Below are 21655 nucleotides of genomic sequence, written 5' to 3'. Positions count from 1 at the left end.
CTGGCGCCGCCTCGGCCTGCAACGGCGGTTCGGCGTTTCACGTGTCGACCACAGCCCACATCGTCGTCGATTTCTCACCGGCGACGAGAATGGTGCTGTAGCCGGAGGTCAGCTCATCGTATTGGTCGGCCTTGTGCTCCTCGACGAGTCTGCCGGTATCCGAGTCGTAGAAGCTCGTCTTCTTATTGTCAGTGAGCACGACCAGCCCGACGTCGGGCAATACTCCCTCGCCGCCCCACGGAGTCGTCGATCTGTAGTCGCCAGCATTCCACGCCGTCTTCCCGGTCGCTGCATCGATGGCGACGACGCCTCCGTCGGGACCCGGCGCGAGTACCGCAGCCTTCCCTCGGCTGTCGAAAGGCACTGTTCTGGGAGCCCCCGAGTACAGCACGGTATCGAAAGCCATCTCCGGTGCATCCGCGAACCATCCTTCCGGCGACCCGTCCGAGCCCTGATATTTGACCGCCGAAGCGAACAGCTGCAGCTGCAGACACGCGGCCCGGCCTTCCGGCGTAAAGGTGAAGTCGGTCGAACACATCGGATCGGTCGTGTCCTCCATCGTCGCGGCGTTAGGGCCGGAGTCGGCGGCCAATGTCGCGCTGTCGGTCTCTTTGAGTCCAGCAGGAAGGGTCAGCTCAGCTGCTCTGCTGAACGCCTGGCTCATCGGGTCATCGGGGTCCTCGGCTCCGAAGAGGTAGGTCAGCGTGGTCTCATCGCTTGTCGGAAAGACGTCGAAGTGCTCGACTCCGGAGTCGTCGATCGCTCGAGCTTTGGTGATGGGAACAGTGGCATGGCGCCCGGTGTCCAATGAGATCCGTGTGACCATGGAGTCCTCCCCGGACTTCCATGACATGACTGCGTTCTTGCGGTCCGGCGCGAGGTGAATCAGGGAGCCGCCGAAGGTCCGACCGTCATCATCGATCGACAGCGACGGCCAGGCTTCAACCCCTGTCGATGGGTCAAGGGCGAGCAACACCGCATTGCCGGCTTCGGAGGTAGGTGTGCAGTGCCCGTCCATTCGCATGCCGCTGTATTCGAGCAGGAGCAGGTCATCTTCGCCGAGGCGGTTGCCGAGCCCTGTCGACCGGGAGCCGAACGCCATCTGTTCATGACACGCATCGTCGGGGCCGGGAATGTCGAATGACCAGGCTTCCTCGCCGTCTTCCCAGGTGTAGGCAGTGACCGTTCCCGAGTAGTCGTTGACGATCACCAGGTCTCCCGCGGAATAGGCTTCTGAGCCTCCGCCTTCGTCATTGATGTAGGCGTCGATGCTCCACAGCTCTTCTCCGGTGGAATCGATCGCCCGCAGCTTCTCTTCGACCCAGTCGGTGACGAGCGCATGCCCCGCACCATCGTCGACGGTCAGTGTGGCGAAGTAATCGAGCTCGACCGGTTCGGCCAAGGTCGGGGTCGTCGTCGGCGATGGTTTTCCCTCTGGTTCGCCGCCGATGCTGCAGCCGCTCAGCGCCACTAAACCTGCCGCCACAACCGCCGCCCACATCCGCTTCATAATGCGTTTCTCCTGCTCATACCCCTGTGCATAGCTTGATCATATGCGGCGGCATTCACATTGGCACTTCGGGTGTGGTGAGCATAGAACCGCGCACTCGCCGAAAAACGGGCTGCGTGTCGAGAAACGGGGGTGCACATGCGTTTCTCGACGCTCAGCCCGTTTTTCGGCGGAGACTGCGAGAAGCGCGGCCGCTAAACCAGCCCCTGGTCCTCGGCGACTCGGATGGCGCGGGCCCGCGAGTCCACCCCGAGCTTCGTGAATACGTTGACGAGGTGGCTCTTCACTGTCGCCTCGGTGACGAAGAGCTCCTGTGCGATCTGCGCATTCGAGGCCCCTGTGGCCAGAAGTTTGACGACGTCGCGTTCACGCCGGGTGAGCTTCGGGCTGGGGTTGCGCATCGCGGCGAAAACCTTCGACGAGATCTCCGGAGGCATATAGGTCTCCCCCTTCGCCGCTTTCTCGATCGCGGTCGAGATGTCCCCAGGGTCGATGTCCTTGAGCAGGTAGCCCGAGGCCCCGGCGTTGATCGCGGCGATGATCTCCGAGTCGAGGTCGAAGGTGGTGAGGATGAGCACCGCCGGCGGATTCGCCTTTGCGCGCAGCCGCTTCGTCACCTCGATGCCGTCGATCCCCTCCCCCAGCCGCAGATCGCAGAGGACGACGTCGGGGTCGAGTTCGTCGACGACAGCCAGCGCCTCCTCACCACTGCCGGCCTCACCGACGACGGCGATGTGGTCCGGAGCGTCGATGACGGACTTCAGGCCCGCCCGCACGACCGGGTGGTCGTCGACGAGGATGACTCGAATGCTCATGCGTTCTCTCCTGGTTCAGTGGTCTCGTTTGTGACCTCACCCTCGCCGAGGCGGCCCGATCCATCCGTGCCCGCCGCTTCCGTGCCGGTGCCCTCACCCTCGCCGAGGCGGCGGTCCGAATCCGCGCCCGTGCCCTCGAACGCTCCGCCGAGCCCCTCACCCCGGGTGTGCAGCTGGGACTGGCTCGGCAGCGTCGCGGAGATGGCGAAGCCGGATCCCTGACTCGATTCGATGACGAGTTCACCGCCGAGTTCGCGCATCCTGGAGCCGATGAAGTCGAGACCGAATCCCGAATCGGGGTTCCGCTGCCGATTGTGCGGATCGTCCATTCCGACGCCGTCATCGACGATGTCCATCCTGATCGCCCCGTCGAGGTCCATGAGGCTGACCATCACACGCGTGGCCTGTGAATGCTGCCGAACGTTGGCCAGCGCAGACTGCGCGGTCCGCAGCAGCGCCACCTCCGCCTCGGCGGACAGAGTCGGCAGGGTCTCGTCAACGTCGAGGCGACCCGTGATCGAGCTGTCCTCCTCGAGGCGGGCGAGCAGGCGGCGGATCGCCGCGGTCAACGCCCCGTCCTCGAGTTCGGCCGGGGCAAGGGCGGCGATGATGCGGCGGACATCCCGGGAGCTCTGCGCGGCGAGCTCCTCGACCTGGGCGAGCACCTGCCCGGCGTGATCATCGGTGGTGCGCTCCGCCTCGGCGTGGGCGATGAGACGGATCGACGAGATCGACTGCGCGATCGTGTCGTGGATGTCGCGGGAGACGCGGGTCCGCTCCTGGATCTCACCTGCGTGCCGCTGGGTGAGAGCGAGCTCATCCTGGAGGTCGAGCAGGTTCTGGTGGGCGAGCTCAAGCGAGCGCAGCAGTTCCTCCCGGCGGCGGCCCTCGCGCAGGAGTTCGATATAACCGCGGGACAGCCCGAGAGCGAACACGGCGCCGATCAGCGAGCCGATGATGCTCGGGGTCGGCACCTGCCCATAGTGCGCGAGTGGGGCGACGATGGTCGCGATATAGGTGAGTGCGGTGAAGACGACGGCGATGCGCAGGGAGAAGAGGTGACCGGCGAGCAGCCACAGGAGGAAGGCGACCCAGATGAACTCGGCGGAGACGAGCAAGGTGCACAGCCAGGCGGCTGCGAGGACGATGAGCCACCATTTCGCGAGGACCAGTGCGCCGGAGCGCGCTGCGCGGACGGCGCCGAGGGCGTACCAAGCGAGGAAGACGACGCTCACGGCTACGGCAGCGAGCATCGGTGCACCGGCAGAGACCGCGCGGATACAGGAGATGAGCATGAGGACGAGCGCGATGGCGTGCTGACCGAACTCCATCGTGCGTTCCGTCCATTTGCGTGCGCCCACGCTGCCACCTTCCTGAAGATCGGCCTCGGCGATGAAACTGCCGAAGCGGTGATCCTGTGCTGTCATGATCTCCCTGCCAACTCAATCACATCCGGAACCCCGGTGGTATGACATCTGCACCGTCCGGTGCGGAAACCGAGTGGGCCCGGGCGACGATCTGCGTCGTCGCCCGAGCCCACCCAGCGTGACGGCTCAGTGCCTGCCGTGGTGAATCCCGGAACCGGAGTCCGCGAATTCCTTCTCGGCGAGCAGATGGGTGGAGTGTTCGTCACCGTCAGCCGCACCGGATGCCGCACGCTCGTGGAAGTGCGTGATCGCCTTGTTGGGCCACCACATCTTGTCGCCCACGAGTCCGAAGATCGAGGGGACGATGATGGTGCGGACGATGATCGTGTCGACCAGTACGCCGACTCCGACGATGAGGCCGAGCTGGCCGAGCACCATCAGCGGCAGCATGCCCAGCGCCGCGAACACTCCGGCCAGGACGATGCCGGCACTCGTGATGACGCCGCCGGTGTGGGCGACTGCCTCGACCATGCCCTGGCGTCCGCCGTGGAGGACAGATTCCTTCTTCGCACGGTGGGCGAGGAAGATCGAGTAGTCGATGCCGAGTGCCACGAGGAAGAGGAACGCGAGGATCGGCACCTGTGCATCGAGGGCGGACTGACCGAAGATCGTCCGTGACAGGAACGCACCGAGCCCGATGGCCGCCGCGGAGGAGACCACGTTGACCAGCAGCAGGGTGAACGCCGCGATGGGTGCACGGAGGATGACGAGCAGGATGATGAAGCTGATCGCCAAGACCATCGGAACAATGGTCATGAAGTCTTTCTGATTGCCGTCACGGGCGTCGAGCTCCGTGGCCGCTGCACCACCGACCTGGGCGTCGGCTCCGTCGATGGCGTGGACGTCGCCGCGGATGTCCTCAACGAGGTCGAGTCCCTTCGTGCTGTCGGGTGCATACTCGCCGGTGACCATGATCTTCGTGACCGAGGTGCCGTCGATGTTCGTGTCCTCGATCGCCGAGGCGCGCACGACGCCGTTCATATCGTTGACCGAATCGGCGACCTCATCGGCATGGTCGGTATCGGCGACGATCCAGATCGGCTGGGATTCCCCGGGCGGGAAGTGGTCGGCCAGGACATCGAGTCCCTGCGCGGGTTCGGACTGGACCCGGAACTTCTCGGTCTGGTCGAGTCCGATCGAGGATCCGATGAACCCGGTGGCCATGACACCGAGGATGACGATCCCGGCACCGAGGTGGAGCCCCGGTTTGCGCACCACCCGAGTGGCGATGGTGCGCCAGATCGAGGGCTTGGCCGCACCCGCACGTGCGGTCGCACCCTCAGGTGCGGTGGCACGGCCGGCGGCGGCCGCCTCGGCGGGAGTCATCTCTTCATCCGTGCTCTCCTCGGCCTTCGGGATGAAGGGCCAGAACATCTTCTTGCCGCAGATCGCGAGCACGGGCGGCAGGGCGACGAGGACGGCGGCTGCGGAGATGAGCAGGCCGACGGCCGCGGTGATGCCCAGGCCGCGGGTGCCGGGGATGATCGCGAAGACGAGGCTGAGCAGGGACAGCACGACGGTGAGGTTCGAGGCGAGGATCGTCGTGGCGGTGTGCGTCCAGGCGTCGGCGAGCGCGCGGCGGTGGTCGGTGAAGCGGCGCAGCTCCTCGCGGTAGCGGGAGATGAACAGCAGCGCGTAGTTCGCTCCGGCGCCGAAGACGAGGACGCTGATGATGCCCGCGTCGAACTGCAGGTCGAGCCAGTCGCCGACGGCCGCGGTCACGGTCGAGGCGAGTCCGTCGGCGGTGCCGATGACGATGAGCGGCAGCAGCCACAGGATCGGTGAGCGGTAGGTGATGATGAGCAGGAGGGCGACGATGACGATGGTGACGATGAGCAGCGTGAAGTCCGCGCCGTTGAATGCCGAGGCGATGTCGGCGCCGATCGCGGGACCGCCGGTGACCAGCAGGGACATGCCCTCATCGGTCAGTCCTGAAGCGGTCGGGTCGTCGGCGATGGCGGTGCGCAGGTCGTCGACGGTCTCGGCGGTGTCGGAGTTCGTCAGGCCGACTGTGATGGGCACCATGAGCAGCGCGGCCTGTTTGTCGTCGCTGAGGATCGGTCCGGTGACGGTCTCGGTGGATTCGTCGCCGACGGAGTCGCCGAGCGAGGAGCCGAGCTTCTTCAGCTCGGCCTGGTCGTCGGCGGAGAGTTCGGATCCATCCTCGTTCGAGGACACGACCATGACGGACTGCTTGTCCGCCTCGGGGAACTTGTCGAGGATCTTCTGCGCTTGAGTCGATTCGGAATCGGCCGGTGCGGTTTCGTTGGGCCGGTCTTCTCCTGCCCCGGACAGGAGTCCGAAGAGCAGGGCGACGAGGACGACGATCCCGCCGAGGACGAGCCACGAACCGCGCTTCGATGTCAGCGTATGTGCGGTTTGTGCCAGTGGTGAGTTCATGACTCCAGTCCATCAATCTATGGAGTCACACACATCGCCTGTGAGTTCGGATTCGATCTGCAACTTTCGATGGAGAAAACGCGCTGACCTGGGGCGATAGGTTTTCTGAGGGTGGAGGTTCCGCGGAGAGTCGGCGACTCAGACGAGCTCAGCGCCCGCCTTCTCGACCTCCGCGAGGGCGGCCCTGCTCGACTCGTCTCCGACGCCCGCGACGATGTCGGTGAGCACGCGAACGCTCAGCCCCGCGCTCAGCGCGTCGAGTGCGGAGGCGCGTACGCAGTGGTCGGTGGCGATGCCGACGACGTCCACCTCGGTGATGGTGAGATCGCCAAGAAGCTCGCCGAGGCGGCTCCCCGCGTCCGTGACCCCCTGGAAAGCCGAATAGTCGGGTTTACCTTGGCCCTTGCGGACTTCATGGGTGATGGCCGCGGTGTCGAGGAGAGGATCGAAAGCCGCGCCGTCGGTGCCTGCGACGCAGTGGACGGGCCAGGAATCGACGAAGTCCGGGGAGTCACTGAAGTGGCCGCCGTTGTCATTGTCGGCATCGTGCCAGTCACGGGAAGCGATGATGGCATCGTAGTCCCCAGCATGTGCTGTGAGGTGAGCGCTGATGCCTTCGGCGACGGCGTCACCGCCGGTCACGCCGAGCGCGCCGCCTTCGGTGAAGTCATTCTGGACATCGACGATGAGGAGTGCCTTGGCCATGCCTTGAGCATAGGCGTTTCTGCGCGGAATTCTAGAGATGTGGCGAATGGGGACGGAAATCCAGTGCTGTAGCGGATCGGAGGGTCAAGCGATTCGTGTCGGCGCGGCTCAGCCGGTGGGTTTGTCGGCGAACCAGTAGAACTGGGAGAACTGCTGCGAACGCCCCAGCCCCAGATCGCCCTTGGCGAAGCGACGGACCTCTTTGACCATGCTCCTCTCCCCCGCCGACCAGACGTACAGTCCGGCGCTATCGAGGTCGAGTCCGCGCAAGTGATCGGCCACGGATCGATCTGTGCGATGCTGCGGGGCCGCCTCGGCGCTGGAACTCTGACTCACCCAATGCCACGTCGCGTTGGGGTGCTCGGACTGCGGGAGCCCTGTCACCTCGGCCGGGTCGGCAGTGATCACCACGGTGATGGCGATTTCGGCGGGGACGGCTTCGCACCAGGAATTGATGGCCGGCAGCGCGGTGAGGTCCCCCACCAGGAGGAGGCGGGAGGTGTCGTCGGGCAGGTCGAGGCGCGCAGGGGTGAGGGCGGCTTCGATGGTGTCACCTGGGCGGACATGCGCCGCCCAGCGGGCCGCGGGACCGATGTCGGACGTGGATTCCGCCTCAATCGGGCTTGTCGAGGCTGCCGGGCCTGCCTGACCCGCAGAAACTGCCGGGTCCGCCGGAATTGCCTGGTTTGCCGGGCCGCCCGAATCGGCTTCCCCGAGGTCACCGTGGAGGACGAAGTCGAGGCTGAACGTCCCGGCGTGGAGGTCGATGGCCGAGAACGTGTAGCCGCGCTGACTCAGGTGGCCCTCGCCCTTCTCCGGGTGCGGGAACCACAGCCGGGTCCACAGAGTCGGGAAGACCTCATCGAGTTGGGCCAGCAGTTCGGCACCGGAGAAGTGGATCCGACGGTAGGTCGGGGTGAAGTCCGTGACCCCGGTGACGACCACTTCGTGATTCGTGATGCGCATCAGCCGCATCACTCCGCGTTGCCAGTTGACCATTCGCTCCACCCCTCGTTCGCAAGTCTTTGCTTAGCCTACCCTAAGCAAACGGCGACGGGAGTGTGAATCAGCGGATCAGACGCTTCGGGACGGGAGTGTATGTGGAGTGGATCAGATCCATCGGAACTGGTGCATCAGTGGAGTGGGTCAGACCCAGCCTCGGGCTTCGAAGATGCGGTGGTAGATCTCGCGGACGACGGCCTGCTTGCGGGCGTTGTAGCCCATGACCGTCTCCCCGACCGCGTTCGATTCCGCGGCCGATGTCCGCTTCACCGACTCGTAGGCCTCGCGCTCGACCGCATGCTCCCGCAACCGATCTCGGAAGAGCCGCATCCGTGCCACTTCCGCGCACCGGGGTCCGAAGACGTGCAGATTGCATCCCGGCTGCCCGGGTTCCGGGTCGAGCCGCTTGAACATCCGATGCTCGTACCACGCAGGTTCGCGGAGGGTGAGACCGAATCCCGCTTCGGCGAGCGCGGGGACATAGTCATCTTCGGCCGCGGGGTCGGCTACGACGAGGGCGATGTCGATGATCGGTTTCGCGGGCAATCCCGGCACCGAGGTGGACCCGACGTGGTCGATGCCGACGAACGCACCGCTCGGGCTCAGGGCCCGACGGATCCGGTGGGCCGCCTCGGCGAAATGATCGGTCCAGGCGGGGTCGTGGTCAACGATGGCGATCACGGACGGCGGCGTGGTCGGTCGCGTCCAGAGATCGGGATCCTTGACATCGTTGAAGGTGATGATGTCAGCGATCGCGGCTGCCATCGGATCGGCGGACACACCGCCCGCAGCCTCCTGCTCAGAGGAGTCACCAGCGGACGGGTGCGTCATGCCTCAGGCCTGTTTGAGGGCGTGCTTCTCAGCCTTCTTCGCGGCCTTCTTGGCAGCCTTGGCGGCCGCCTTGTCGATGGCCTTCTGGTTCTCACCGGCGCCGATGAGCAGCAGCAGTCCGCCGAGCGCGGCGAGGTTCTTCGAGAACTGGGTCTGGTGAGCCTTCGCCTCTCCGCCTTCCATCTCCCAGAAGGAGTGTCCGGCGAGCGTGGTCGGGATGAGGGACCCGGCGAGTGCGAGTGCCGAGAGGCGCGGCTTGATTCCCAGCAGCAGGGTGGTGCCGGCGAGGATCTGGACGCCGCCGTTGATGCGCACGAGCAGCTCGTTGTCGTCGGGCAGCCCGGGCACGTATTCGCGGATGGCGTCCAGGGTCGACTCGGCCATCGCTGCCTTGCCTGCCGGGTCAGTGACGGCCGAGTATCCGCCGCTGATGAAGATCGGTGCGGTGAACACGCGTCCGGCGGTCTGCAGCAGCGAAGGTCCGAAGGTCATATGGGGCTCCTGTGGGTTTGGGATTCCGGTTGATCGAGTTTTGAGCCTAGCCGACGCCGGGGCCGAGCCTCAAGATTCGGCGCCGGCCTTCGCTTTGATGCCCAGTTCCGGCTGCTTGCGGAACTGGCCGGTGACGACGAGCACTGCGATGACGACCGCTGAGACGATCCAGCCTGCGACTCCGAGGAACGCGACAAGCGCCGGATCCGGAGTCGGCGCACCTGCATCGACGAACAGGCCCAACAACATGGCCCCGCAGCCGTTGAGTGCGGCATGGGCGAATACTGCCGGCCACACGGATCCGGTGCGCAGGCGCAGCCAACCGAAGAGGACGCCGACCATGATGCAGCCGCCGACCATGAAACCCACACCGGCGATGTCGGGGCGGCCGAAGTTGTAGCCGAGCAGGATCAGCGGTGAGTGCCACAGCCCCCAGACGACGCCGATGATGAGCAGTGCAGGCCAGGTGCCCAGGGGACGCAGACTGGTGAGCAGCCATCCTCGCCAGCCGAATTCCTCGCCGATCGTGACACCGACATTGGCCACCGAGCTGACGAACATGAGCAGCAGGTAGATGGCGATGGCGGCGGCAGTCGGCAATGAGTCCGTGCCGGGAATCGACTCCAGCTGCGCCGTGAACCCGGACAACCCGTCGAGGTCGAGGGCGAGCCATCCGAAGGCTGCGCTGACCAGATAGCCGAGGACGACGAGCACCATGATCCCGAAGAAGGCGGCGATGGTCATCCCGATGACTCGGCCGAAGTCGCGCAGCGGCCAGAAGCCGAAGTAGCGCGGAGCACTGGCCAGGACCTCTCCCCTGGTGCGGGCGCGGCGGCGATGGATAATGGAGGCGATGATGCTCGCGATGAGCGGAGTGAACATCATGGCGCTGCCGCAGGCCAGAAGCAGAAAGGGATCGCCGATCCCCTGCTCGGAGAACCACAGCGGCAGGCAGGCCAGCCAAGCGAGCCCGAAGGCGATGACAGCGAAGATGCCGATCTCGAGCCACGGGACCCGGGCGGGTACGACGGCGAGCGGTCGCCCTTTCGCGTCGACATCCTCGGTGGGGGTGTGCGATCCATCCATCGCCGAGGCGGCAGAACCGGGCATGGAATCCGTCGTTCCGGGCGGGTGGGGTTGGATAGTGGGTTGAGGTGATGGCTCGGTCGGTCCGGTCGCCTCGGCGAATCCGTTGTGACTGTGCGTCTGCGTGTTCACGGTTCCTCCTCGATCCTGCACTGTGCCCACCGATTCGGCGGTTGTCCGTGCCTGTGATTCCACGCTATGACTCGTCGTTGTTCGACACCTCCGCCGCGAGGATGAAATAGCAATCAGCCGCGCGGGCGAGAACGCTTCCGCAGGTGAGAATCGGAGATACGATGCGAACAGCACAGAATCAACGACGATTCGAATGAAGGAACAACACCATGTCCGAATATCCCCCGGACGCCCACCACCCCGCAGGCGTTCACAACTCCACCGGCAACCGGGCCGGCGGCCATCTCTCCGATTCCGACCATCTGGCCGTCCTCGGCTACGAAGATTCCTTCGAACGGTCGATGAGTCCGTGGGCGAACTTCGCCCTCGGCTTCACCTACCTCTCCCCTCTCGTCGGTGTGTATTCGCTGCTGGCAGTGGCGCTCTCAACCGGTGGTCCGCCCTCGATCTGGTGGATCGTCATCGTTGCCTGCGGGCAGCTGCTCGTCGCCCTCGTGTTCGGTGAAGTCGTCTCCCAGTTTCCCATCGCCGGCGGAATCTACCCATGGGCCAGGCGGCTGTGGAGCAAGCGATATGCGTGGATGGCCGCATGGATCTACATCTGCGCACTCATCGTCACGATCACCTCGGTGGCGGAGTTCGGTGCCGGGTTCCTCGCGAGCCTCTTCGGCCTCGAACTCAGCCGCAACTCCACACTGTTCCTCGGCCTGGCGCTGCTGGTGCTGGCCTTGGCGATCAACTTCTCGGGCACGAAATGGCTGGCCCGCATCGCGCGCATCGGCCTCTTCGCCGAACTCATCGGCGTCATCGGACTCGGCCTGTTCCTGCTCATCTTCGAACGCAAGCACAGCTTCTCCGTCTTCTTCGACACCATGGGCACCGCCGGCGACGGCAGCTACCTGCCCGTCTTCATGGGAGCCGCAGTCGCCGGGCTCTTCCTCTTCTACGGATTCGAAGCATGCGGTGACGTCGCCGAGGAAGTGTCGAATCCGGCTCGCGGTATCCCGAAGGCGATGCTCATGACGATCCTCGTCGGAGCGGTCTCGGCCCTGTTCTCCTTCGGCGGGTACGTGCTCGCGGCACCGAATCTCGAGGAGATCGTCTCCGGTGAGGTCGCTGACCCGATTCCCGCGATCCTCGAGGGCAGCCTCGGTGCGGTGGGGGCGAAGATCTTCCTCGTCGTCGCTGTCCTCGCATTCATCTCCTGCGTGCTCAGCCTGCAGGCCGCCGCGTCGAGGCTGATCTTCAGCTTCGCCCGCGACGGAATGATGCCCGGACACCGGTGGCTGTCGAAGGTCACCGACGGGACGAAGATCCCGCACAATGCGCTCATCGTCGCCTGCACGGCACCCGCTCTGATCTGCGTGCTCATCTGGTTCAACGACGGAATCCTCGTCGCCGTGACCTCGTTCGCGATCCTCGGCATCTACCTCGCATTCCAGATGGTCGTCCTCGGGGCGCTGCGGCAGCGGCTGCGCGGGTGGAAGCCGGCGGGTCCGTGGTCGCTGGGCGGTTGGGGCATCATCGTCAATTTCGCCGCACTGGCCTACGGCATCTTCGCGATGGTCCTGCTCTCGCTGCCCGGCGACTCCGGATCGTTCTTCGCCGACTGGATCGTGTTCATCGGTCTGGTCGTCGTGCTTGTCGCCGGATTCATCTATCTGTTCACGGCACGTCCGGATCGGAAGTCCGACGCTCCCGAAGGTGACGCCATCGCCGTCGCCGAGGCGATCCGGGCACACCGCGCGAAGCTGTAACTCACGCGGGTGGGGCGCGGCCCCGGATCAGACCCCGAACTCTGGCGCGAAGGCCAGGGCGCCCGCGGGTACCTCGCCTCCCAGCGGCATCGCCATGAGCGCTTCGTCGGGAACGTCGACGTGCAGGGTGATGCCGAAGCCTGAGGCTGGGGTGAACCCGAAGCGCGGATAGTACTCGGGGTGGCCGAGGACGACGGCGAATGCCTCACCACGGCGGGCCGCCTCGGCGAGGAGCGCTTCGATCACCGCAGTGCCTGCGCCAGTGCGCTGGTGCTCGGGCCATACGGAACAGGGCGCCAGGCAGACGCCTGGGGCCTCGCCGACGAAGCAGCGGGAGAGCATCGCGTGGGCGATGACCTCACCTTCGAGCACTCCGACGAACGACAAGCCCTCGACCCCATTGCCGGATCCGCGGAGGGCGTCGACGAGCTCTGCCTCGTCAACCTGGCCGAATGCAGCTGCGGTCAACGCGTGGATCGCGTCGAAGTCGCCGGAAGTCTCAGGGCGGACGGTGAACTGAGGTACGGGAGGATTCGTCACCCGCTCACGATAGCAATCGGCGGGGCCGCCTCGGCGAGATTCCATCGCCTCACTCACCCCACTTACATAAAAATACATTCCAATGCATAACAATTCGACAATCGACGGAGACTCACGTTACGCTGGTGACATGTCGAAAGTACTGTCTTCGCTCCCAGTCGGTGAGCACGTTGGAATCGCCTTCTCCGGCGGTCTGGACACCTCCTGCGCGGTCGCGTGGATGCGCCACAAGGGCGCCATCCCGTGCACATACACGGCCGATATCGGCCAGTACGACGAGCCCGACCTGGAGTCGGTGACCGATCGCGCCAAGGAATACGGTGCCGAGATCGCTCGCTTCGTCGACGCCAAGCGCCTGCTCGTCGAAGAAGGCTTCGTCGCCCTCCAGTGCGGTGCGTTCAACGTCCGCTCCGGAGGCAAGACCTACTTCAACACCACTCCCCTCGGCCGCGCTGTCACCGGGACCATGCTGGTCCGCGCCATGAAGGAGGACGGCGTCGACATCTGGGGCGACGGCTCGACCTACAAGGGCAACGACATCGAGCGGTTCTACCGGTACGGCCTCATGGCCAACCCGAAGCTGCGCATCTACAAGCCCTGGCTCGACTCGGAGTTCGTCGACGAGCTCGGCGGCCGACAGGAGATGAGCGAATGGCTCGTCGAACACGGCTACCCCTACCGCGACTCGGCCGAGAAGGCCTACTCCACGGATGCGAACATCTGGGGCGCCACCCACGAGGCGAAGACCCTGGAGTTCCTCGACGCCGGACTCGACATCGTCGAACCGATCATGGGCGTCGCCGCCTGGCGCGATGACGTCGAGGTCAAGTCGGAAGAGGTCTCGGTCCGCTTCGAAGCCGGCCGCCCAGTCGCCATCAACGGCGAAGTCTTCGACGATCCCGTTGCCCTGGTCTTCAAGGCCAACGAGATCGGCGGCCGCCACGGACTCGGCGTCTCCGACCAGATCGAGAATCGCATCATCGAGGCGAAGTCCCGCGGCATCTACGAGGCCCCGGGCATGGCACTGCTGCACGTGACCTACGAACGCCTGCTCAACGCAATCCACAACGAGGACACCATCGCCCTCTACCACGAAGAGGGCCGCCGCCTCGGCCGCCGGATGTACGAGGGACGCTGGCTCGACCCGCAGTCGCTCATGCTGCGCGAGTCCATGCAGCGGTGGGTCGCCTCGGCGATCACCGGCGAGGTCACCCTGCGCCTGCGCCGCGGCGACGACTACACGATCGTCAACACCGAGGGCCCGAACCTGTCCTACCACCCGGAGAAGCTGTCGATGGAGCGTGTGGGCGACTCCGCCTTCGGCCCCGAGGACCGCATCGGCCAGATGACCATGCGCAATCTCGACATCGCCGATTCGCGTGCCCGCCTCGAGCAGTACGCGGCCATGGGCATCGTGTCCGGTCCGACCTCGGAGCTCGTGGGCTCGCTGGAGGCCGGCGGCGCCGAGGAGATCGCGAACTCCAACGCCGAGGTGGACGAGGCAAGCGACCTCGCCAACCTCTCCTCGGCCTTCGACGCCGGCACGGACTGAGGTCCCGCGTCGGACTGAGGTTCTGACCCGGCACAGGTCCCGGTCGGGCTGAGCCTCGTCCGAACCGGAGGTCCCCCGAACTTCCGGAGACACTGCGCAGCATGAGACTCGCGGCCTCCGGTTGAGAACAGAGAACGGCCGGCAGGCGCACTCCTCGATCATCACTATCGACGGAGTCCGCCTGTCGGCCGCTTCGCATTCACTGCGATCTGCAGCGCCTGTACCCACTGGTGGCGGGGCCATGGAAAGATTCACTCCATGAATTCCGATTCCCGGAACAAGGCCCACACCCTCGCCGAGGCGGTCGACCGAGATCTGCGCGCCCGTGGCGGCAACGAACGGGCCCAGAAGGAAAAGGCCTACCTCAAGAGCGAACTCCTCCATTACGGGGCGAGTGTGCCCGACACTCGTGCCGTCGTTCGCGCCGCCCTGCGCACGACGAAGCTCAACCACGATGAGGTCATCGAACTTGCCCGAATCCTCTGGGCCGCGCCGACTCCGCCAAATACCTCGGCCGCGAGCGCCGGGCCGACAGACACAGGTGAAGGGGCGACAAGCCACCTCACACCAGTCCACGAACGGCGCACCGCGGCGGCGATGGTGCTCATCCAGTCGAAGGACCGCCTCGGCGGCGGGGATGCGGATTTCATCGAGGGCCTGCTCCGCGAGGCGAAGACCTGGGCGCTCGTCGACCCTCTGGCCGGGGACCTCGTAGGGCCGTTGAGCGAACGGGATACTGCCTTCGACCCCGTTCTTGAGCGCTGGGCGAGCGATGGGGATTTCTGGATTCGCCGCTCGGCCCTGCTGGCGCACCTGGTCCCGCTGCGGCACGGCCGCGGCGACTTCGACAGGTTCTCCCGATTCGCCGATGCGATGCTCGAGGAAAAGGAATTCTTCATCCGCAAGGCCATCGGCTGGGTTCTGCGCGACACCTCGCGCAAACGCCCCGACCTCGTCTTCGACTGGATCCTCCCACGCGCCAACCGGGCCTCGGGAGTGACGATCCGAGAGGCCGTCAAACGCCTGTCGACTGAACAGCGAGAAGGTGTGCTTGCCGCCAGGTGATACAAGGCTCGGCCGCGAGCGACCCTAGTCCCCACTATCTGATCCCGCCCCTGCCGACCGGAGGGTGGCCGGGCAGTTGGCGTGCTGCGTCCTCGGGGTTGCCGGTCAACTCGACGACTCCGCGATCGAGCGCGGCCTTGGCCAGCTGCGGATACCCCGCCGCCGAGGCGGCCCGAGCGATCGCCTCGACCGCCGACCTCGCGAACTGCCGACCGGTCCCTGCAAACCAGATCCACCGGCCGTCGATCGACCGAGGAATCGGGTCGAGGGCCAGCGTGAAACGTCTGCGTCCGCGCCTGGCATCCTCGGCCGAGCAGGCGACGAAGTGGACACCGTTCTTCGTCCACCAGGACGCTCGCAGGGTCGACTGCGCGATCTGTCCCTGGAGTCCGACCTCTTTGAGATATCTGTTCGCGCCGGCGACCCCGGCAACGCTGCCGGGCGTGATCTGCCCATAGGGAATGGCGTAGGGACGAATCCCCGGAGCTACGGAGCCGACAATGATCCCGCGCTCGCAGACGATGAGCCGCTCACCCGAGAGATAGAGAAGGATCAGGCCGAACATCACCGCGAAGATGATGCCCGGAGCAACCGCCAGCAGCGGCGTCTCCCCCGGGTTGATCAATGTCAGAGCTGTGAAGATCACCCACCCGAGGACGAACCCCGTCACCGTCTTCAGTCCTGGGCGGTCGGCGAACACCTCGATAACCTCACCGAACTCCTCCCGGTGACGGCGGGCTTTCCTCAGCTCAGCACCCAACAGAACCCAACCTTCGGATCGACGCCCGGATCAGCCTGACTCCAGGCACACGAAAAAGTCCCTCACCAGCAATCCTGCCAGGTGAGGGACTCTCCTTCTGTGCGCCACGAGGGATTCGAACCCCCAACCTTCTGATCCGTAGTCAGATGCTCTATCCGTTGAGCTAGTGGCGCATGTCGCTCGGACTCACGCCCTGCAACTCGAACAACTATACACACCAGTTTCACTGAAGCTCAAATCGCACCCACGTGCGCTTCGCCACATTCGCACTCACGGTCAGAGCCACCTCGGCGAGAGGGGATGAAATCGCAGATTTCAGCCGTCGATCATCGCCGAAACAAACCGTCAATCACTTGAAACGACACGTCATCCGATTGTTGCTTTTACGTCAATGACCCTCTGGCTGTGATCCAATGCACATCTTCGAGTGACCGAAACGCGCGTTTTTCGCTTCCGCTCCCATCCTACGGTGGATATGTACCAACCGCTCGACGGACGCCAGCCGCCGGAGACGAAACCCCACACCCGATTGACCAGGAGACCACTCATGACTGTCCTCGACCATGATGTCGTCGCTGACCAGCTGAAGAACGCACCGACCGAGAACAAGTCTGTGCTCTCGTTCGTCAGCCGGATCGCCGCCCTGACCACCCCGGACGACATCGTCTGGATCGATGGTTCCGAAGCACAGAAGAACGAGATCGCTGAGAAGCTCGTCGAAGCCGGCACCATCCAGCGTGTCAACGGCACCAAGGACTCCTACTACGCGGCCTCCGACCCCGAGGACGTCGCCCGCGTCGAGGGCCGGACCTACATCTGCTCCGAAGACGAGAAGGATGCCGGTCCACTCAACAACTGGGTCGCTCCCGCGGAGATGAAGGAAACGCTCAACGGTCTGTTCGAGGGTTCGATGCGCGGCCGCACCATGTACGTCATCCCCTTCGTCATGGGCCACGCCGAGGCGCACCAGCCGATGTTCGGCATCGAGGTCACCGATTCGGCCTACGTCGTCCTCTCCATGCTCGTCATGGCTCGCTCGGGCAAGTACGCCCTCGATGCGATCGACGCCCAGGACGCGAAGTTCGTCGAGTGCGTCCACTCCGTCGGCGCTCCGCTGGAAGAGGGACAGGAAGACGTCGCCTGGCCGTGCAACACCACCAAGTACATCACCCACTTCCCCGAGGACCGCGCCATCTGGTCCTTCGGCTCCGGCTACGGCGGCAACGCTCTGCTGGGCAAGAAGTGCTACGCGCTGCGCATCGCCTCCGCGATCGCCCGCGACGAAGGCTGGCTGGCCGAGCACATGCTCATCCTCAAGCTGACGAACCCCGAAGGCGTCGTCAAGTACGTCGCCGCAGCGTTCCCCTCGGCCTGCGGCAAGACGAACCTCGCCATGATCGAACCGACCATCCCCGGCTGGAAGGCCGAGACCCTCGGTGACGACATCGCATGGATGCGCTTCGGCGAAGACGGCCAGCTCTACGCCGTCAACCCCGAATTCGGACTCTTCGGAGTCGCCCCGGGCACCGGTTTCACCACGAACCCGACCGCGATGCGCGCCATCGAGGCCGGCGGCAACATCTTCACCAACGTCGCACTGACCGACGACGGTGACGTGTGGTGGGAAGGCAAGACCGACGAGGCACCTGCTCACCTCACCGACTGGAGGGGCAACGACTGGACGCCCGAGTCCGACACCCCCGCCGCTCACCCGAACTCGCGCTTCTGCACCCCGATCGCGAACGTGCCGACCCTGGCTCCCGAGTGGACCAACCCGAACGGTGTGCCGATCTCGGCCATCCTCTTCGGCGGCCGTCGCAAGACCACGATGCCGCTCGTGACCGAGACCAAGGACTGGACCCACGGAGTGTTCATGGGCTCGGTGCTCTCCTCGGAGACCACCGCGGCTGCCACCGGTGCCGTCGGCGTCGTCCGCCGCGATCCCATGGCGATGCGTCCCTTCATCGGCTACAACGTCGGTGACTACCTGCAGCACTGGATCAACATCGGCAACACCGAGGGCGCTCAGCTGCCGAAGATCTTCTACGTCAACTGGTTCCGCCGCGACGACGACAACTCGTTCCTGTGGCCCGGATTCTCCGAGAACTCGCGCGTTCTCAAGTGGGTCTTCGAACGCGTCACCGGCACCGCCGATGCTCAGGAATCCCCGCTCGGCCTCACCCCGGTCGAAGGCGGCCTGGACACCGAAGGCCTCGACTTCACCGACGAGCAGCTGCGCAAGGCTCTCGCCATCAAGCCCGAAGAGTGGGAGACCGAACTCGGGCTCATCGAGGAATGGTACGCCGAGCTCGGCGATTCGGTTCCGGCCGAACTCCGCGCCGAGGTCGACAACCTCCGCCAGCGCCTCGGCCTCGCCTGAGTCGTTTGGCTGAGTGACTAGTCTGAGCCGTTTGGTTTCATCGCTGACAGTCTGAGCCGTCCGTTCATCGACAATCCCCCAACCGCCGCCGAGGTGGTTGGGGGATTGTCGTGTTCCGGTCCGAGTTCAGCGATGCGCCGTATGCGCCACGTGAACCTCACGGAGAAATACCAACACATCACGCGGTTTCGCTTTGAGTTCCCTTGATACGCGATATGTGACCAACTCCGGCAACCTGACGTTGCCGATCAGCGCGTTCCGATGAGCGGTCACACCGCGGGCCGTGATCGTTACGACCAGTGCGTCCTGGAGCATCCCTTTCCTCCACTGGAACTCTCCCCCGATGTCGACGATGCCTGACCACGGCGTTGCGAACTGCCTGACCCGCCCGCCAGGCTTCCACCATGAGGACTCCACACCCCATCTCGACACGACGAACTGTGGTCGCACAACGGGAAAGACAAAAGTCCACAACAGCGCTCCGACGCCGAACAGCGCCAAACCGATGGCGAAGACCGCAAGGAGGAAGAAGACCGGCCACCCGCCGAAGCCAGGGGACATCGGGTTCCAGGCCGAAGCGGGGGTGACGGTGAACGTGAGGATGATCGCTCCGACGAACAGCCAGCTGACGAGTGCGAGGGCGAAAGTCTTGACTAGGTTTGTTCGCAGTACGACGCGTCCATCGCGCCGCATTACTGCATGCCATTGGTCGATGCGCCGGCGATCGGCTTTGGCGATTTCCTTCTGCAGATCGGCGGATTGCCGAGGATTGTGCGGTGGAGTTCTCACAGATCGAGTCTAAGCCGAGGCGCCAGGGTCTCAGGAAAGCCACCCGCAGCTGCTTTCACTGAGCCGCCCCGATTCCAACGCTCGGGTATCCCGCACCGTCAGCGGCATAACTACCCGGCAGTGGCACTTCCTCTCGTGACGCAGGGATGCTTCATGCACATAGTCCGGAGCATCCCTCACCGCTGCTGTCGCTAGGCACCGGTGGGAGCAAAACACCGTCGCAGCGGCACGTTGCACCATTGCAACTGTAGGCACAGCCACTAAGGGCGAGGGATGGTGCGCTAGAGGGTGTACGCGACGCTACCGGTGAGTGATGGTCGTCCAAAAGCAGCTTGCCGACGGCAAGCGATCGCTGCCTGAGCCGTCACGCGGGGATCACCCAGAGAGCTCAGGCGAGCACTTCAGAAACGACACGTGGCCTGCAGCACGGAGGCGTCAGGCGCCGTGGCGAGCACCCCAGAGAGCCCAGGCGAATTACTCCCGAAGCGTCAGACGGTCGGCCCCTGAAGTGTCAGGCGCCATGGAGGGCCGGGACGATGAGGTAGACACCGAGCAGCACGACTGCCCCGCAGATGCCGAAGACCGCCCAGTAGCCGACCGGCAGAGCCGAGCTGCTGCGGCCCTCCTCGACACGGTCGAGGTGCGCGGCGCGCATCCGCACTCCGACGGAGAACAGCGTGATGACGATGATGGCCGAGACCCATGTCGCGGCCGCAACTATGGCGAACGAACTCCACTCGATCATTTCGCGTCTCCCTTATCGCTCGCATCTGCCCGGCCCGCATCGGCTCCGGAAGCAGATCCGGTCGACGATGAACTCGTCTTCGCAGCCTCGGCGGGAACCGCCCCGTTCTTCTTCGCGTCGCGGTGGGCACGGCGCTTCTCTTTCGCCGCCTGCTTCTCCGCCCAGGCCTCGTATCGAGCTTCTCTCTTCTCCTGAGCACGTTTGCGGTTGCGGTCCTTACGCAGCTTGCGCTTGCGACCGCGGATGTTGACGGCTTCGCCGACGGTGTCGAAGTTCGAGATATCCGTCTCCTCGACCCGGCGGGAACTGAGGTAGATCCACAGCACCACGACCACGGCGATGACCGTGTCGACGACGACGCCGACCGTTCCCAAGTGAGCGATGCCGGCTGCGATCCCGCCGACGATCGCGGCGGCCGGAATCGTCAGCAGCCAACCGGAGGCGATCCGTCCGGCCGTCGACCACTGGACATCGGCGCCCTTGCGGCCCAGTCCCGAACCGAGCACGGAACCGGAGGCGACCTGCGTCGTCGACAGCGCGAAGCCGAGGTGGGAAGAGGCGAGGATGGCGGCCGCCGTCGACGTCTCGGCCGACAGTCCCTGAGCGGGCTTGACCGTCGTCAGCTTCGTGCCGAGTGTGTCGATGATGCGCCATCCGCCGACATAGGTGCCCAGCGCGATGGCCAGAGCACATGCGGTGATCACCCAGATATGCGGGCCGGTGCCGTGCTCCTGCAGGTTGGCGGAGACGAGCACGAGGGTGATGACGCCCATCGTCTTCTGCGCATCGTTCGTTCCGTGGGCGAGCGCCACCAGCGAGGACGAGAAGATCTGCCCGTACTTGAACGGTGCACGGCGAGCGGTCTTGCCCTCCTCGTTGCGGCGAGTGATCGCGTAGGCGATCTTCGTGCACAGATAGGCGCTGAACCCTGCGATGAGCGGGGCGGCCAGAGCCGGGATGACGACCTTCGACAGGAACACTCCGTAGTCGACGGAGTTGAGTCCGGCACCGACGATGGCCGCACCGATGAGGCCGCCGAAGAGTGCGTGGGACGAGGATGATGGTAGGCCGAAGCGCCACGTCGCCATGTTCCAGATGATGGCTCCGATGAGGCCGGCGAGGATGAAGTCGGGAGTGATCTGGACTCCCCCGCCGCCTTCCTTGATGATGCCGCCCGAGATGGTCTTGGCCACCTCGGTGGAGAGGAAGGCACCGACGAGGTTGAGGATCGCGGCAAGCGTGACTGCCGTCTTCGGTTTGATGGCCCCGGTCGCGATCGGTGTGGCCATGGCATTGGCCGTATCGTGAAAGCCATTGGTGAAGTCGAAGAACAGTGCCAGTGCGATGACGAGCACGACGACGAAGATGATTTCCACTAATCGACCTTGGGTGTAGACACTATTCGGACCGTGGATGATGCAGCTGACGGCCAGCCATCACTATCCCGCAGAAGTCTACCCACAGATTCAACCGCTCTTCACCCGCAATTCGACCCTACTCCACCTCATTCACCTTTTGTTCACTTTTGACGTGCGCAAACGGGCCCCGCCCGGCTGAGAGTGCAATAGCACTCACATTCCGAACGGGACCCGAATCCAGCAGTCCCTCGCCGAGGCGGCTCCCCGCCTCGCGCAGTCATCCGCGGAAATCGTGGCCGGCCCACCCGC

18 protein-coding genes and 1 tRNA gene are annotated in these 21655 nt (G+C 64.9%); 4 read left to right on the top strand and 15 right to left on the bottom strand.

The annotated features are described in order from the left end of the window. Positions 1 to 37: 37 nt before the first annotated feature. The 9 genes from ACU4IU_RS11685 to ACU4IU_RS11645 all read right to left on the bottom strand — a co-directional run bounded on the left by ACU4IU_RS11685 (position 38) and on the right by ACU4IU_RS11645 (position 10400). A complete protein-coding gene (locus ACU4IU_RS11685; RefSeq protein WP_446656816.1) occupies positions 38 to 1510 on the bottom strand; it encodes an outer membrane protein assembly factor BamB family protein in 1473 nt (490 codons plus the stop codon). A 194-nt stretch (positions 1511 to 1704) separates the two neighbouring features. Further along, on the bottom strand, positions 1705 to 2325 hold the full coding sequence (locus tag ACU4IU_RS11680) for a response regulator (RefSeq protein ID WP_446656815.1): 621 nt from the start codon (positions 2323 to 2325) through the stop codon (positions 1705 to 1707). Beyond that, complete coding sequence (locus ACU4IU_RS11675; RefSeq protein WP_446656814.1) at positions 2322 to 3752, bottom strand: sensor histidine kinase; 1431 nt, start codon at positions 3750 to 3752, stop codon at positions 2322 to 2324. The genes ACU4IU_RS11680 and ACU4IU_RS11675 overlap by 4 nt, the downstream gene beginning before the upstream one ends. Before the next feature lie 126 nt (positions 3753 to 3878). Further along, on the bottom strand, positions 3879 to 6152 hold the full coding sequence (locus ACU4IU_RS11670; RefSeq protein ID WP_446656813.1) for an MMPL family transporter: 2274 nt from the start codon (positions 6150 to 6152) through the stop codon (positions 3879 to 3881). 138 nt (positions 6153 to 6290) lie between these two features. Beyond that, the gene (locus tag ACU4IU_RS11665; protein WP_446656812.1) at positions 6291 to 6857 is read right to left on the bottom strand and encodes an isochorismatase family protein; all 567 of its coding nucleotides are present in this window, start codon (positions 6855 to 6857) and stop codon (positions 6291 to 6293) included. A 108-nt stretch (positions 6858 to 6965) separates the two neighbouring features. Then, entirely contained in the window at positions 6966 to 7856 is an 891-nt protein-coding gene (locus tag ACU4IU_RS11660; protein WP_446656811.1) for a siderophore-interacting protein, read from the bottom strand. 147 nt (positions 7857 to 8003) lie between these two features. Continuing rightward, positions 8004 to 8690, bottom strand: a complete 687-nt coding sequence (locus tag ACU4IU_RS11655; RefSeq protein WP_139909148.1) for a GrpB family protein — start codon at positions 8688 to 8690, stop codon at positions 8004 to 8006. Positions 8691 to 8693: 3 nt separating this feature from the next. Beyond that, positions 8694 to 9182 (bottom strand): DoxX family protein, encoded by a 489-nt coding sequence (locus ACU4IU_RS11650; RefSeq protein ID WP_139467985.1) that lies wholly within the window; start codon positions 9180 to 9182, stop codon positions 8694 to 8696. A 69-nt stretch (positions 9183 to 9251) separates the two neighbouring features. Continuing rightward, positions 9252 to 10400, bottom strand: coding sequence for a CPBP family intramembrane glutamic endopeptidase (locus ACU4IU_RS11645; protein WP_258041775.1), 1149 nt, complete (start codon positions 10398 to 10400; stop codon positions 9252 to 9254). Positions 10401 to 10609: 209 nt separating this feature from the next. Here ACU4IU_RS11645 and ACU4IU_RS11640 point away from each other — a divergent pair, with 209 nt between their 5' ends. Next, positions 10610 to 12157: an APC family permease gene (locus ACU4IU_RS11640; RefSeq protein ID WP_446656810.1), complete on the top strand. Its 1548-nt coding sequence runs from the start codon at positions 10610 to 10612 to the stop codon at positions 12155 to 12157. A gap of 27 nt (positions 12158 to 12184) precedes the next feature. Here the strand turns inward: ACU4IU_RS11640 and ACU4IU_RS11635 are convergent, their stop codons facing one another. Beyond that, a complete protein-coding gene (locus tag ACU4IU_RS11635) occupies positions 12185 to 12697 on the bottom strand; it encodes a GNAT family N-acetyltransferase (protein WP_446656809.1) in 513 nt (170 codons plus the stop codon). A gap of 130 nt (positions 12698 to 12827) precedes the next feature. On the opposite strand from ACU4IU_RS11635, the gene argG reads away from it, so the two are divergent. Beyond that, positions 12828 to 14249 carry an argininosuccinate synthase gene (argG, locus tag ACU4IU_RS11630; RefSeq protein ID WP_139467983.1) on the top strand — a complete coding sequence of 474 codons (1422 nt, stop codon included), beginning with the start codon at positions 12828 to 12830 and terminating at the stop codon, positions 14247 to 14249. A gap of 258 nt (positions 14250 to 14507) precedes the next feature. Continuing rightward, positions 14508 to 15314 (top strand): DNA alkylation repair protein, encoded by an 807-nt coding sequence (locus ACU4IU_RS11625; protein WP_446656808.1) that lies wholly within the window; start codon positions 14508 to 14510, stop codon positions 15312 to 15314. A 34-nt stretch (positions 15315 to 15348) separates the two neighbouring features. Here ACU4IU_RS11625 and ACU4IU_RS11620 read toward each other — a convergent pair whose 3' ends face one another. Together ACU4IU_RS11620 and ACU4IU_RS11615 are read right to left on the bottom strand one after the other, a co-directional pair. After that, a complete protein-coding gene (locus ACU4IU_RS11620) occupies positions 15349 to 16074 on the bottom strand; it encodes a hypothetical protein (protein ID WP_446656807.1) in 726 nt (241 codons plus the stop codon). A gap of 100 nt (positions 16075 to 16174) precedes the next feature. Beyond that, positions 16175 to 16247, bottom strand: a tRNA-Arg gene (locus ACU4IU_RS11615). Positions 16248 to 16621: 374 nt separating this feature from the next. On the opposite strand from ACU4IU_RS11615, the gene ACU4IU_RS11610 reads away from it, so the two are divergent. Beyond that, positions 16622 to 18454: a phosphoenolpyruvate carboxykinase (GTP) gene (locus tag ACU4IU_RS11610; protein ID WP_446656806.1), complete on the top strand. Its 1833-nt coding sequence runs from the start codon at positions 16622 to 16624 to the stop codon at positions 18452 to 18454. Positions 18455 to 18580: 126 nt separating this feature from the next. Here ACU4IU_RS11610 and ACU4IU_RS11605 read toward each other — a convergent pair whose 3' ends face one another. The 3 genes from ACU4IU_RS11605 to ACU4IU_RS11595 all read right to left on the bottom strand — a co-directional run bounded on the left by ACU4IU_RS11605 (position 18581) and on the right by ACU4IU_RS11595 (position 21364). Further along, positions 18581 to 19243, bottom strand: coding sequence for a hypothetical protein (locus ACU4IU_RS11605; protein ID WP_446656805.1), 663 nt, complete (start codon positions 19241 to 19243; stop codon positions 18581 to 18583). Positions 19244 to 19754: 511 nt separating this feature from the next. Continuing rightward, positions 19755 to 19988 carry a hypothetical protein gene (locus ACU4IU_RS11600; protein WP_172171696.1) on the bottom strand — a complete coding sequence of 78 codons (234 nt, stop codon included), beginning with the start codon at positions 19986 to 19988 and terminating at the stop codon, positions 19755 to 19757. After that, positions 19985 to 21364, bottom strand: coding sequence for an anion permease (locus ACU4IU_RS11595; RefSeq protein ID WP_446656804.1), 1380 nt, complete (start codon positions 21362 to 21364; stop codon positions 19985 to 19987). The genes ACU4IU_RS11600 and ACU4IU_RS11595 overlap by 4 nt, the downstream gene beginning before the upstream one ends. Positions 21365 to 21655 lie beyond the last annotated feature (291 nt).

The sequence above is a fragment of the Brevibacterium sp. CSND-B09 genome, assembly GCF_052906525.1.
This window is presented reverse-complemented; position numbering and strand designations above follow the sequence as displayed.

Bases quoted from the DNA above. Each gene is read 5' to 3' on its own strand.
- ACU4IU_RS11675 (WP_446656814.1), bottom strand. From the start codon at position 3,752: ATGACAGCACAGGATCACCGCTTCGGCAGTTTCATCGCCGAGGCCGAT.
- ACU4IU_RS11665 (WP_446656812.1), bottom strand. From the start codon at position 6,857: ATGGCCAAGGCACTCCTCATCGTCGATGTCCAGAATGACTTCACCGAA.
- ACU4IU_RS11610 (WP_446656806.1), top strand. From the start codon at position 16,622: ATGACTGTCCTCGACCATGATGTCGTCGCTGACCAGCTGAAGAACGCA.
- ACU4IU_RS11625 (WP_446656808.1), top strand. From the start codon at position 14,508: ATGAATTCCGATTCCCGGAACAAGGCCCACACCCTCGCCGAGGCGGTC.
- ACU4IU_RS11640 (WP_446656810.1), top strand. From the start codon at position 10,610: ATGTCCGAATATCCCCCGGACGCCCACCACCCCGCAGGCGTTCACAAC.
- ACU4IU_RS11685 (WP_446656816.1), bottom strand. From the start codon at position 1,510: ATGAAGCGGATGTGGGCGGCGGTTGTGGCGGCAGGTTTAGTGGCGCTG.
- argG (WP_139467983.1), top strand. From the start codon at position 12,828: ATGTCGAAAGTACTGTCTTCGCTCCCAGTCGGTGAGCACGTTGGAATC.
- ACU4IU_RS11600 (WP_172171696.1), bottom strand. From the start codon at position 19,988: ATGATCGAGTGGAGTTCGTTCGCCATAGTTGCGGCCGCGACATGGGTC.
- ACU4IU_RS11680 (WP_446656815.1), bottom strand. From the start codon at position 2,325: ATGAGCATTCGAGTCATCCTCGTCGACGACCACCCGGTCGTGCGGGCG.
- ACU4IU_RS11655 (WP_139909148.1), bottom strand. From the start codon at position 8,690: ATGACGCACCCGTCCGCTGGTGACTCCTCTGAGCAGGAGGCTGCGGGC.
- ACU4IU_RS11660 (WP_446656811.1), bottom strand. From the start codon at position 7,856: ATGGTCAACTGGCAACGCGGAGTGATGCGGCTGATGCGCATCACGAAT.
- ACU4IU_RS11670 (WP_446656813.1), bottom strand. From the start codon at position 6,152: ATGAACTCACCACTGGCACAAACCGCACATACGCTGACATCGAAGCGC.
- ACU4IU_RS11650 (WP_139467985.1), bottom strand. From the start codon at position 9,182: ATGACCTTCGGACCTTCGCTGCTGCAGACCGCCGGACGCGTGTTCACC.